This window comes from Pseudomonas sp. ASL4 (assembly GCF_056680395.1).
Map to the genome: position 1 here is coordinate 3057777 of NZ_CM155280.1, position 12488 is coordinate 3070264.

Annotated in this window: 13 protein-coding genes; 5 read left to right on the forward strand and 8 right to left on the reverse strand. The window is 58.1% G+C overall.

Features of this window, described 5'->3' with window-relative positions; all coding sequences use genetic code 11:
* Positions 1–324 (forward strand): quinohemoprotein amine dehydrogenase subunit gamma, encoded by a 324-nt coding sequence (qhpC, locus tag AC1MEW_RS13880; RefSeq protein ID WP_201205012.1) that lies wholly within the window; start codon positions 1–3, stop codon positions 322–324.
* 23 nt (positions 325–347) lie between these two features.
* Positions 348–1466 carry a quinohemoprotein amine dehydrogenase subunit beta gene (gene peaD, locus AC1MEW_RS13885; protein WP_480426662.1) on the forward strand — a complete coding sequence of 373 codons (1119 nt, stop codon included), beginning with the start codon at positions 348–350 and terminating at the stop codon, positions 1464–1466.
* Positions 1467–1562: 96 nt separating this feature from the next.
* Here peaD and AC1MEW_RS13890 read toward each other — a convergent pair whose 3' ends face one another.
* The gene (locus AC1MEW_RS13890; RefSeq protein ID WP_201255839.1) at positions 1563–1967 is read right to left on the reverse strand and encodes a lysozyme inhibitor LprI family protein; all 405 of its coding nucleotides are present in this window, start codon (positions 1965–1967) and stop codon (positions 1563–1565) included.
* A gap of 205 nt (positions 1968–2172) precedes the next feature.
* Positions 2173–2577, reverse strand: coding sequence for a GFA family protein (locus tag AC1MEW_RS13895; protein ID WP_201255840.1), 405 nt, complete (start codon positions 2575–2577; stop codon positions 2173–2175).
* A 169-nt stretch (positions 2578–2746) separates the two neighbouring features.
* Between AC1MEW_RS13895 and AC1MEW_RS13900 the strand changes: the two genes are divergently transcribed.
* On the forward strand, positions 2747–3235 hold the full coding sequence (locus tag AC1MEW_RS13900; RefSeq protein ID WP_201255841.1) for an SRPBCC family protein: 489 nt from the start codon (positions 2747–2749) through the stop codon (positions 3233–3235).
* 7 nt (positions 3236–3242) lie between these two features.
* Positions 3243–4043, forward strand: a complete 801-nt coding sequence (locus AC1MEW_RS13905) for an aminoglycoside phosphotransferase family protein (RefSeq protein ID WP_322269178.1) — start codon at positions 3243–3245, stop codon at positions 4041–4043.
* A 727-nt stretch (positions 4044–4770) separates the two neighbouring features.
* Here the strand turns inward: AC1MEW_RS13905 and inhA are convergent.
* On the reverse strand, positions 4771–5457 hold the full coding sequence (inhA, locus tag AC1MEW_RS13910) for an isonitrile hydratase (RefSeq protein WP_201255843.1): 687 nt from the start codon (positions 5455–5457) through the stop codon (positions 4771–4773).
* A gap of 91 nt (positions 5458–5548) precedes the next feature.
* On the opposite strand from inhA, the gene AC1MEW_RS13915 reads away from it, so the two are divergent.
* Positions 5549–6532 (forward strand): GlxA family transcriptional regulator, encoded by a 984-nt coding sequence (locus AC1MEW_RS13915; RefSeq protein ID WP_480426663.1) that lies wholly within the window; start codon positions 5549–5551, stop codon positions 6530–6532.
* Here AC1MEW_RS13915 and AC1MEW_RS13920 read toward each other — a convergent pair.
* The 5 genes from AC1MEW_RS13920 to AC1MEW_RS13940 form a co-directional block, all read right to left on the reverse strand.
* Positions 6501–7403: an alpha/beta fold hydrolase gene (locus AC1MEW_RS13920; RefSeq protein WP_322269177.1), complete on the reverse strand. Its 903-nt coding sequence runs from the start codon at positions 7401–7403 to the stop codon at positions 6501–6503. The genes AC1MEW_RS13915 and AC1MEW_RS13920 overlap by 32 nt on opposite strands.
* A 211-nt stretch (positions 7404–7614) precedes the next feature.
* Positions 7615–8004 carry a hypothetical protein gene (locus tag AC1MEW_RS13925; protein ID WP_480426664.1) on the reverse strand — a complete coding sequence of 130 codons (390 nt, stop codon included), beginning with the start codon at positions 8002–8004 and terminating at the stop codon, positions 7615–7617.
* 525 nt (positions 8005–8529) lie between these two features.
* Entirely contained in the window at positions 8530–9411 is an 882-nt protein-coding gene (locus AC1MEW_RS13930) for a PI-PLC domain-containing protein (protein ID WP_480426665.1), read from the reverse strand.
* A 245-nt stretch (positions 9412–9656) separates the two neighbouring features.
* A complete protein-coding gene (locus AC1MEW_RS13935; protein ID WP_201202191.1) occupies positions 9657–11483 on the reverse strand; it encodes a glycoside hydrolase family 15 protein in 1827 nt (608 codons plus the stop codon).
* Complete coding sequence (locus AC1MEW_RS13940) at positions 11476–12276, reverse strand: glucose 1-dehydrogenase (protein WP_480426666.1); 801 nt, start codon at positions 12274–12276, stop codon at positions 11476–11478. The genes AC1MEW_RS13935 and AC1MEW_RS13940 overlap by 8 nt, the downstream gene beginning before the upstream one ends.
* Positions 12277–12488 lie beyond the last annotated feature (212 nt).

Consider the following 12488-nt stretch of genomic DNA (forward strand, 5'->3'; position numbering starts at 1 on the left):
ATGAAACATCTCAAGGCAATCAATAACAAAGCGCTGAAGCTCGATCAGGCCGCAGCCGAAAACCGCATTGAAGAAGTGGTGGCGATGAGCTCGGTCGCCGGCTGCGCCTCGACCACCGACCCAGGTTGGGAAATCGATGCCTTTGGCGGTGTGTCGTCGCTGTGCCAGCCGATGGAAGCGGATCTTTATGGCTGTTCCGACCCGTGCTGGTGGCCGGCCCAGGTGCCCGACATGATGAGCACCTACCCGGACTGGAACAAGGACGCGCAGGCCTCGAACGAGAGTTGGCGCAACCTCGGGACTGTTTTCCCAAAAGATAAGTGATCGGACCTCAGAAGGATTTCAGCATGCTTATTGTCAAAACCTGCGGCCTGGCCGCGTTCGCCGTCCTGAGCGTCTGTTCGCTTAACGTTCTGGCCGATGAAAACACTGCACTGCAAGACGGTCACGAGTACATGTTGACCACCAATTACCCGAACAACCTGAATGTGATCGACCTGGCCACCGACACCTTGTTCAAGACTTGCAAAATGCCGGACGCCTTCGGTCCTGGCACCGTGCAACTGTCGCCGGATCACAAGACCGCGTACGTGCTGAACAACCACTATGCGGACATCTACGGCGTTGAGCTGGATAACTGCAAACAGGTGTTCCACACCAGCATCACCCAGAAACCCGGTGAGAAAGCGCGCTCGATGTTCGCCTTCACCCTCAGCCATGACGGCAAGGAACTGTTCGCTGTCGCCAACCCGACGCTGATGCTCAACGACCGCTATGAAGTGCAGCAACCGCGGCTCGATGTCTACGCCACCGACGCTGGCATGGACGCCAAACCCGTGCGCAGTTTCCCGGCGCCACGGCAGTTGACCATCATGCAAAGTGGCGACGATGGCACGCTGTATGTGGCGGGGGCGGACGTCTACAAGGTCGATGTCAAAACCGGCAAGTTCGATGTACTGATCCCCAGCCGTCACTGGAAACGCGAGAACTACAGCGCGCCGGACGTGCTCTACGTGTGGAACCAGCAGACCTATCGCCATGACTTCTCGCTGCTCTACACCGCGGCGAAATTCAAGGACAAGAAGCAGGACCCGCTGACCGCCGAGTACCTCTACGGGCTGTTCAGTATCGACCTGAAAACCGGCAAGACCGAAACCACCGATTTTGGTCCTTTGACGGAAATCTACTTCAGCGGCATGCGCTCACCGAAGGACCCGAACCTGATGTTCGGTGTGCTCAACCGGTTGGCCAAGTACGACATCAAGCAGAAAAAACTGTTGCAGTCGGCGACGCTGGATCACTCCTACTACTGCATTTCCTTCAACAAGGACGGCAGCAAGATCTACCTGGCCGGGACGTTCAATGATGTGGCGATCTTCGATGCCGAGAGCCTGAAACAGATCGGCAGCATCAAAATGCCGGGTGGGGATATGGCGATTACCACGGCGCAGATCTTTGTGCGCTGATTCTCGGCAGAAAATCAAAAGATCGCAGCCTTCGGCAGCTCCTACAGTGTTACGCGATCCCTGTAGGAGCTGGCGTAGCCTGCGATCTTTTCGCTTTTAAGAGTTGGAGGGCACCGGGCAGCTCATATCGCCTTCCTCGCACTTGAGGTAACTCTTGAAGGTCTCGACGCGAACCTTGGTGAGGTGGGTGGTGCACTGGTTGTAGATCAGCCCCTCCATGCTGCCACCCGCCACCCCGGAGGCCGAAAACTCGCACTCGGCATCCCGAAACGCCACCCAGCTACGCTGGGCGCTGACCAGCAGCTTCTTGGCATCGGGACTGTCCTTCAATCTTTTGGTGATCTGCTGATACAGCACATTCAGCTCTTTATCCGCAGCCTTGTACTGCTCGGCGGAGCACTGATTCATGGTGCTCTGGTCGTTGGCGTTGGCGCAGTCCACGGCATGCGCCACGGTGGTGAACAGCAGTGGCAACAGGGCCAGGAGAAAGCGTGGGTTCATAGGGGATTCTCGCGGTGACAATGGAAAATTGAGGTGCAGTGTAGCGACGCGGACGGTCAATCAATCAATCTGCAGACCACCCCAATCTACTGTGGGAGCGGGCTTGCTCGCGAAGAGGGCGTGTCAGTCGACATTGATATTGCCTGGCACACCGCTTTCGTGAGCAAGCCCGCTCCCACATCAGGTTCTGTGTAGTCTCGGGAATTTATGTCTGCCACTCATGGCATTGTTCAATGGCTTCATATTCAAGCCAAGGCACATCGTGAGCCATCCAGATATGCGCCTGAGGCGTCGTCCCCGGATCATCATCGAGCGTCGCCACCCGCACGATCACATGCGGCTGAGCCAACCGCTCCGCCATCAACTGCGAGCCACACACCGAACAGAAATGCCGAAGCTTGCCCGGCGACGATTCGTAGCTGCTCAGCCGGTCCTGACCCTTGGTCCAGCGAAAATGCTCGCGCATGACCCCGGCCGTCGAGGCGAACGCCGCAGCGTGGGCCTTGCGGCAGGTTTGGCAATGACAGTGAACGATCGGCATGTCGAGGCCGTCGAGTTGATATTCGATGGTTTTGCACAGGCAACTGCCGTGCAGGGAGGGACGTTGCATGGGTCATCCTTGGCCGGAATTTAAAACGTTGCGCACTTTAACATGCGCGTGTCAGGCCCTTGCGAAGGCGCGACCAAGATCCCGAAAGCGACAACCGCACCCACTTGATACAACTTTAGGGTTGGTCTTGTGGTCTCACAGGCCTACTGTTCAGTACAGGAGGTGACTTATGAACCCAGCATCAGATCGCATCGAAAGGAAGATTCTGCTCAAGGCGCCGCGTTCGCAGGTCTGGCGCGTGTTGGCCAATGCCGAAGCGTTCGGCCAGTGGTTTGGTGTGTCACTGGAGGGCAAGCGTTTTGTCGCCGGTGAGTGGACCCAGGGGCAAATCACGTATCCCGGTTATGAGCATTTGCTGTGGAATGTCCTGGTGGAGCGGGTCGAGCCGGAACGGGTGTTCTCGTTTCGCTGGCATCCGTATGCGGTGGAGCCGGACGTCGATTACTCCCAGGAGCCCACCACACTGGTGCTGTTCGAGCTCGAAGACATGGATAACGGTACGTTGCTGAAGGTTACCGAGTCCGGTTTTGATCACATTCCCCAGACGCGCAGGCTCAAGGCGTTCCGCATGGACAGCCGTGGCTGGGACGAGCAGATGAGCAATATCGAAGAGTTTCTCAAAGTCAGTATCAAGGCCCGTGAACATCAGGGCGAGTGAAGGTTGCATGTTTGAACCTTGGTTGAAGCGCTGGGCGCTGGTGCCGGACGGCGAACCCATCATCACACTTGGCAGTCGCTTGCTACCGGTGCGCATGGGCGATGTGCCGGCGATGCTGAAGATCGCCGTCGATGACGAAGAGAAATTCGGCAATCTGCTGATGACCTGGTGGGACGGTGAGGGCGCCGCCCAGGTGTTCGCCCATCACGGCGACGGTTTGTTGATTGAACGAGCCATGGGCCGGCGCTCGCTGATGCGCATGGCGCTCAACGGGCAGGACGATGAAGCCAACCAGATCATGTGTGCGGCGGTGGCGCGGTTGCATGCACCGCGCTTGTCGCCCTTGCCGCCGCTGGTTCCGTTGACGCAATGGTTCAACGCGTTGCGCCTGGCTGCTGAACAGCACGGCGGGCTCTATGCTCTCAGCCTTTCCACGGCCGAAGCCTTGCTGGCCGAGCCGCAAGACGTGGTGGTGCTGCACGGCGATCTCCATCACGACAATATTCTGGATTTCGAAACGCGAGGCTGGCTGGCCATCGATCCCAAGCGGGTGCTCGGTGAGCGCGGTTTCGATTACGCCAACCTGATCTGCAACCCCGAACTGCCTACAGCGTCGGATCCGCTGCGTTTCGAGCGGCAAATCAAGATAGTGGCTAAAGCAGCGGGGCTTGAGCGGCGGCGCTTGCTGCAATGGGTGCTGGCCTTTGCCGGGTTGTCTGCCGCCTGGTTTCTTGAGGATAACGACACGATGGCGGCCGAAGGTCAGCTGCAGGTCGCTAAACTCGCGGCTTTTACGCTTGATACCTGACAGGTCTAAGGGTTTTCGGAAGGGCAGCTATAGCGAATGTCTTACACGCGATGGTAGCTATGTCGTCTATTGCACATTGGATCCGAAGCGTAATCTAGCCTCATCAACTGAAGCACAGGGAGTGCTCAGGATCATGGATGATCGACCATAAGCAAGGATTCGCTGCCGACAGGGAGTCGCAATGGTCTTGGGAAAAACCCGCTTCGGCGGGTTTTTTTTCGTCTGTCGAAAAATTTATGGCTGACTTTGTGGGAGCGAGCCTGCTCGCGAAGAGGCCGGCACATTCAACATCAATGTTGCCTGACACTCCGTCTTCGCGAGCAAGCCCGCTCCCACAGGGGGATTATTGGCAATAATGGTCAAAGGCTTACACGCACTCGCGGGTATGTCGTCTGTTTAAGCCTCGTCGATACGCTTATTCTGGATCCATCAACTGAAGCACAGGAAGTGCTCAGGATCACGGATGATCGACCATTAGCCAGGATGGCTGCCGACAGGATGTCGCAATGGTCTTGAGAAACCCGCTTCGGCGGGTTTTTTTTCGCCTGTCGAAAATCCCCCCACAACATCGCCCCTGTAGGAGCAAGGCTTGTCCGCGAAGAAGTTGACGCGGTGCCACAGACAAACCGCGTCACCGTTCTTCGCGGGCAAGTCGGATCGCTGCACCGCTCGCTCCTACAGTACACCGACAGCGACTCCGTTCTGAATCGTCCTGCTGCGGGATTGTTTATCGAAGGTTCAGCCTGGCTCCCACCCGCTCGGTGATCAGCTTGCGTTGCAGGAACGATTGCGCCGAACGCCGTTGAACCTCTTCGACGATGTTCTGCGGCGCGGTTTCCGGGCTGCCGGCCTGGAACGGTGGCGCTGGCGCATATTCCAGTTGCAGTTGCACAACTTGCGCTGTGTCTTTATCGAACAGCTCGGCGGCCAGGGTCAGGGCAAAGTCGATGCCCGCCGTGATCCCGCCCCCCGTCAGCAGGTTACCGTCGCGCACCACCCGATCTTTCACCGGGATCGCGCCCAGTGTTTCGAGCAACTCGTGATACGCCCAATGCGTCGTGGCGCGTTTGCCCTTCAGCAAGCCCGCGGCACCGAGCACCAGCGAACCGGTGCACACCGAGGTGACATAACGGGCATTCGCCGCCTGAGCCTTGATGAAGGCCAGGGTCTGTTCATCTTCCATCAACGGCCCGACGCCGCTGCCGCCGGGGATGCAGATCACGTCCAGCGCCGGGCAATCGTCGAACGTGGCGGTCGGTTTCAGCACCAGTCCGGTACTGGCGGTGACCGGCACCAGGTCCTTCCAGATCAAATGCACCTTCACGTCCGGCAACGAAGCCAGTACGTCATAAGGGCCGGTCAGGTCCAGTTGTTGAACCTGCGGAAACAACAGAAAACCGATCTGCAACGTCATGGCGTTTTTTCTCCTGGTTGGGGTGGACGGCTTCACTGTAGGCTCGTAGGATTTGGCGTATCCGCCAATTACCCCACGAATTACGCCAATCATGCCGAAGACCATTCACGTACTCGCGTTTGCCAACGTGCAACTGCTCGACGTCACCGGACCCTTGCAAGTGTTCGCTTCGGCCAACGACAGTGCCCGTCAACAGGGTTTGCCTGCGCCCTATGCACCGTCTGTGATTGCCAGCGGTGGCGGGGCGGTAATGTCGTCGGCGGGGCTGGCGATATTGGCCGAGCCGTTGCCGGCGGGTGGCAGCGACACCTTGATCATCGCGGGTGGCTGGGGCGTTTATTCGGCGGCACAGGAGGAGCCCTTGGTGGCGTGGGTGCGCGAGCAGGCGACGCGGTGTCGTCGGGTTTCTTCGGTGTGTACGGGCGCGTTTCTGCTGGCCGCCAGTGGTTGGCTCGATGGTCGACGAGTGGTTACCCACTGGACCCGCTGCGAACAGTTGGCGCAGATGTATCCACGCCTGCACGTCGAACCCAACCCGATTTTCATCAACGACGGCCCGGTCTGGACCTCGGCCGGGGTCACCGCCGGCATCGATCTGGCACTGGCCATGGTCGAAGAAGACCTCGGTCGCGCGATGGCCCTGGATGTCGCCCGGCAACTGGTGGTATTTCTCAAGCGTCCGGGCGGTCAGTCGCAGTTCAGCGTGACCCTGTCCCTGCAACAGGAAGGCAACCGCTTCGACGAACTTCATGCCTGGATCAGCGAAAATCTCACCAAAGACCTCGGTGTCCCGACCCTGGCCCTGCAGGCCGGCATGAGCGAGCGCAGTTTTATCCGTCACTACCGCGCCGACACCGGCCAAACCCCGGCCCGGGCCATTGAACTGATTCGGGTCGAAACCGCGCGACGGCTGCTCAGCGATACTGGCGTGCCGATCAAACGGGTCGCGGTGCAATGCGGGTTTGGCAGCGAAGAAACCCTGCGCCGCAGTTTCCTGCGGGCCATGGGCGTGACGCCGCAGGCCTACCGCGAGCGTTTCAGCGTCAGCCCTTCAGTAGATCCAGTAACGCCTTGATCGTCGCTTCGGGCGCTTCCTCAGGAATGTTATGCCCGACACCGGCCAGTACGCGGCGCTCGTAAAGGCCGGTGAAGTGCTCGATGTCTTCGTCCATCTCCGGCGCCGGTCCGACGCCATCGTCGGCGCCGCACAGGGAAATTGTCGGCACGCTGATCGGCGGTTGCTTGGCCAGCGCCTCTTCCATCCACTCCAGCGCAGGATCGCCGGGCGAATACATGAACCGATGCCGATACGAGTGAATCACCACCTCGACGAAATCCGGATTGTCGAAGGCCGGCGCACTCAAGGGATAACGCTCGGCGTTCCTGACCCAGGTCGGCGACCACAGGCGCCAGAGCAATTCGCAGAAGGCCCGGCGATTTTGGGTCAGGCCTTCAACCCCGCGCGGGGTGTGGAAGTAGTACTGATACCAGAGGCGATGTTCAGTCTCAGGGTCCAGCGGTTGGGTGGAGTGGGGAATGTTTTGCAAGTTGTAGCCATCACCGGTGACCAAGCAGCGAACCCGCTCCGGCCACAACGCCGCGACAATGCACGCCGCCCGACCGCCCCAGTCGTAGCCACAGAGCGCGGCTTGCAGGATGGCCAGGGCGTCCATCAGGTCCAGCAAATCCTGGGCGAGGGCGGCTTGTTGACCGGAGCGCAGAGTGTCGGGGCTATTGAAGCGAGTCGGGCCGTAGCCGCGCAGGTACGGGACGATGACGCGGTAGCCTTGAGCCGCGAGGGCTGGGGCGATGTCGTCATAGGCACGGGGGGAATAAGGGAAACCGTGGAGCAGGATTATCGGATCGCCAGTGGTCGGACCGTGTTCTTCGTAGGCGATTTTCAGGCTTGGAGTTTCAACGTACTGAACGACTGGCGACTTGGTCACGAGGAACTCCTGAGCGCTGGCATCCGAGAACATTAGCTGATGAAGCCCGACTTGAGCGGTGCACTGAACCTGTGGCGAGGGAGCTCTGTGGCGAGGGGGCTTGCCCCCGTTGGACTGCGCAGCAGGCCCAAATCAATCACCGCATTCCTCCCAGGAAAACACATTTTGCAGGTTTACGACTGCTGCGCAGTCCAACGGGAGTGTGTCAGCCTCAGGCCTCGACTTCTGCCACCTGATTAAAATACTTCGCCCGATCCGGCGTAAACGTCACCACCATTCTGGTCCGCGAACACGTCAATGCCCGCTCTTCACTCAGATCAATATCCAGATCTTCCCCACGTAACCCCTGCCATTGCGCCAGGTACTTGAGCGATCCGTACTTTTCGAGTTTCTTCAGGCTGCGGCTCACGCCACCTTTCCAGCCCAGCACCGGCAGTTCGCCAGCGAGGCACTGTTGGGCAATGTCGGGGAATCGGCTGGCGCGTTGGCGGCCGATTTCCCAGCATTTGATCAGGCCCTTGTCGTGGGCTTCCCACAGTTCATCCCGGTTCAGGCCGGAGCGCAGTGGGGCGTCGATGGTGCGGTGGATGCGCTGGGTCATTCTGTTTCCTTGAATTCGGGTTTTGTTGGACAGCTCCGCTGTACCCGTTGACGGTGGATGTTAGGGGGGGATGTAACAGCTGGCAACAAGGTATTTGTGGGGGTAGGACGGACGTTCTGGACTTTGAATCGGAGCCTGTCGTTTAGACATTGTAGGGGCCGACCTACATACCTCTGTGGCGAGGGGGCTTGCCCCCGTTCGGCTGCGCAGCAGTCGCAAAACCAGCAAATACGGTGCATCTGAGGCAATGGGGCAAAAGTTAAAGGGGCCGCTGCGCAACCCAACGGGGGCAAGCCCCCTCACCACAAGGGCGTGTGTTTTGGCAGATAAACCGGGTTTTGTTTATCGCATGTAGGTCTAATTCCTACAGGTCGAGGTTAGAAAAAGGAAATTTCCGACAAGATCTGGCGGCTATGGATGACGTTCAAGGCTGCCAGTAATTTTTCTCGGCGCTGAACTTGCGATAGAGAAAATTCGCCGCAAGGATCAATGCCAATAGCGTTAATGCCTACGGATGTATCCGACTCATTTAAAAGGACGTTTTAAATGCGGCTCCCGAACCAGCCGACTGTTTGCGCCGATGCAATATTCCACGAGTCTGCTTTCGTCAAAAAAGTCGACACTGATAATGCTCGAACGGTAAAGGAAGTAGCTTTCCATGTCGAACCAGGCATTGATTTCCTTGGTTAACTTGGTGGGGCCACGTGCGGCAGTGTATTGGGTCATGGACAGTCTCCACGGATAAGTGAAGGACGGAGGGTTTTGCATCACTGCAGTAACGTATTGCGCTAGCTTTTCAACAGAAACAAATGTGCTTCCCTCCCAGCGATTTTGAAAGGCAGGCCAGAATAATTCTGAACCAAATTTTTCATGATATTCGATGGAGAGAATAACTCGTTGCTTTCGGCTGATTTTCCTCAGTTGCGCAAAGCTTAGGTATTTATTGCTGTATGGGATCAGACGGTCTTTTAAATGGCGCAGTATTTCCTCTTTGAATAATGAGTGATCAAACCGATTGTCTTTTTCATCATGGAGCGTATTAAAGTCAAAGATGATGAATTCATCCGGGTTTTCATCAAGGAAAGTGTTGGCTGCGGCAACGATTTCTTTAAGTAGCCGCCCGCGGATTTTCCAGTGGTAGGCCTTGAATTCGTTATTTTGCAAGAGCATCCGCAGATCAAAAGACCGTGCCCCGTTCCTCATTTGCCAGAGTAAGTCGTGGTTCTGACAAAGCGCCCAGTTGGCCGATGCAGACTCCGGGAAAGAATGACCGATGTCCCAGTCCATGGCGGCATTGTGACAGCCAGGCCAGACAAGTTCGCCGATTTTCAAACTGTCAATATGTGGCGTAGTGCTCATCCAATTGGCGTAGTTGTTGCGGGTTGTGGTGTTGCTTGCTGGATTCATTGTTAATGATTCTAGATGATGGATTATAAAGTAGATAAGCCCTGATTGGCGTATGTTGTGCCGGGTTTGAGCTTGAAGTACTTATAATTCGTTATCAGGTAGGGAAGGAAGTTTTAAAGTGTGGCGATAAAATTCAAGTTCGGTGTATTGGGTTTGTTGTATTGCTGTTTTAAAGTAAAGCTTCTTATAGAAGAAGCTTCTTGATGGTGGGTGTTTTATTAAAGCGAGCGGCAGTGAACTGTTTTTTAAGGCTGCCAGTAATTCTTCTCCCCACTCAACTTGCGATCCAGAAAACTCGCCGCACTGATCAGCGCCAGGTGCGTCAACGCTTGCGGCGTATTGCCCAGGTGCCGCGCATGGCTGTCGAACTCTTCGGCATACAGGCCCAGCGGGTTGGCGTACCTCAGCAGCTGCTCAAACTCCAGATGAGCCTTTTCCACCTGGCCGGCTCGGGCCAGGCATTCGACGTACCAGAACGAGCAAGCAGCGAAGGCGCCTTCGGTGCCGACCAAGCCGTCGATGTGGCTGTCTTCGTTGTGGTAGCGGTAGACCATGCCATCGCGCACCAGGGTTTTCTGGATCGCTTCCAGGGTCGAGAGCCAGCGCGGGTCCTTGGCGCTGACGAAGCGCACCAGCGGCATCAGCAACATCGAGCCATCAAGCGCGGTGCCGCCGATATGCTGCACGAAATGCCCGCGTTCTTCGTTCCAGAACTTTGCCCAGATGTCGGTGTAGATCGCTTGGCGAGTCTGGTCCCAGCGCGCAAACGGGGCGGGCAGGGAACGTTTGGACGCCAGGCGAATGGCCCGGTCCACGGCGACCCAGCACATTAGTCGCGAATGCAGGAAGTGATGCTGCTCGCCGCGCATTTCCCAGATGCCGACGTCTTCGCTCTCCCAGGTTTCGCAGACTTGATCGACCACTTCCACGGTGTGCTTCCAGCCTTCATGGGAAATCGCTTCGCCATACTTGTTGACCAGATACACCGCGTCCATCAGCTCGCCGAAGATGTCGAGCTGGATCTGATCGTAAGCCTGGTTGCCGATGCGCACCGGTTTCGCGCCGCCGTGGCCGGCCAAGTGCGTGAGTTCGGTTTCCGGCAGTTTCTGGCGACCGTCGATGGCGTAGAGGATGTTGATTTTCATCGAGTTGCCGTGGCAATCACTGACGCGCCCGCGCAACCAGTTCATGTAGGCGTTGGCCTCGTCGACGAAGCCCAGGCGCATAAAGGCGTAGACGGTGAACGAGGCGTCGCGGATCCAGGTGTAGCGGTAATCCCAGTTGCGTTCGCCGCCGGGGGTTTCCGGCAGGCCGAAGGTCGCGGCGGCGAGGATTGCGCCGTGTTTGCGCGAGGTCAGCAACTTCATGGCCAGGGCCGAGCGGTTGACCATTTCCCGCCAGCGACCGCGATAGTTGGACTGACCGATCCAGTCGCGCCAGAACTTCAAGGTACGTTCCAGGCACAGTTCGGCGGCACCTTCCTTGAAGCGTGGATCGTCGACCGCGCCCAACAGAAACTTCGCGCTTTGTCCCTGCTTAAGGGTGAACTCGGCGACGGCGCAATTACCGTCGAGGCTCAGGGCTTGATCCGAAGACAGGCGTAGGGACGGTTGGTCTGTGGCTTCAAACACCGCGTCCTGTTCATCGAGGCGAGCACGGGTTTTTGCCCGGGCGTAGTCATGCCGCACCGCGCAACGCATGCGTATCGTCGCCGTGCCGCTGACCACCCGCACCTGGCGCATCAGCATCGGCAGGTCATCTTCGCTGTCGCCAATCGGCAGCAAGTCGGTGATTTCGACCACGGCGCGTTCGCTCAGCCAACGGCTTTGCAGGACATTGGTGTCCGGCAGGTAGATTTGCTCGCGGCGTGCGTCAGGCAGGTCCGGGGCCAGTTGGAAAATCCCGGCCTCGGGAGTGTCCAAAAGCGAGCAGAAGATCGACGGGCTGTCGAACTCCGGCCAGCAGAAAAAATCCACGCTGCCCTTGTCGTTGACCAGTGCCGCGCTGCGCATGTCGCCAATGATGCCGTGGGCGTCGATGGCGCTTTGTCGTTCGGGATGATGATCAGCCATTGCCACGGAACTCCGGATAGAGGCTCATGCCGCCGTCGATGAACAGGGTGGTGCCGACGATGTAATCGGACAGATCGGAGGCGAGAAAAACCACGGCGTTGGCGATGTCCTCGACATCACCGATGCGGCCGTAAGGGATGAGCTTGAGCAGTTCTTGCGCGGCGTCGCCCTCGGTGGCGGCGCGGTTTATCGCCGTGCGAATGGCCCCTGGCGCGATGCCGTTGATGCGGATTTTCTGCCGGCTGACTTCCTGGGCCAGGGTCTGCATCAACATGGCGACGCCGCCCTTGGACGCTGCGTAATTGACGTGGCCGGCCCATGGAATGCGCTGGTGTACCGAACTCATGTGGATGATCTTGCCGGCGGCTCGGGACACGCCTTGGCGAATGCCCTGTTTGTTGAAAATCCGCAGGGCGGCGCGGGCGCAGAGGAACTGGCCGGTGAGGTTGACGCCGATCACCTGGTTCCAGTCGGCGAGGGTCATGTCCACGGCATTTGCATCTTTTTGCATGCCGGAATTCGCCACCAGAATATCGAGGAAACCGAAGGCGTTGAGGGTCTGGGCGAACAGCCGTTCGACGTCCTCCTCCTTCGAGACGTCGGCACCGATGGCAATGGCGCGACCGCCGCTGTCGTTGATCTGCTTGGCGAGTTCTTCGGCGGGAGCGGCCTGGGAGTTGTAGTTGATGACGACGGCAGCACCGGCAGCGGCCAGCGCTTTGGCGGCGCCGGCACCAATGCCGGAACTGGCGCCGGTGACCAGGGCTACTTGTTGATCGAGAGAAATCTGCATGAGCGTTAGCGCCTTGAAGGGAGGGCCTAACTAGCTGACTGGATTGTTGGGTAGAGAGTTCATTTTCGGGCGTCAGTGCAGGCCCCTTCGCGAGCAAGCCCGCTCCCACAGGTTTGGTCGCGCCCACACGATCGCGTTTACACCAAAAATCCAATGTGGGAGCGGGCTTGCTCGCGAAGGGGCCTTAACATTCAACCAACAATTACCCGCTT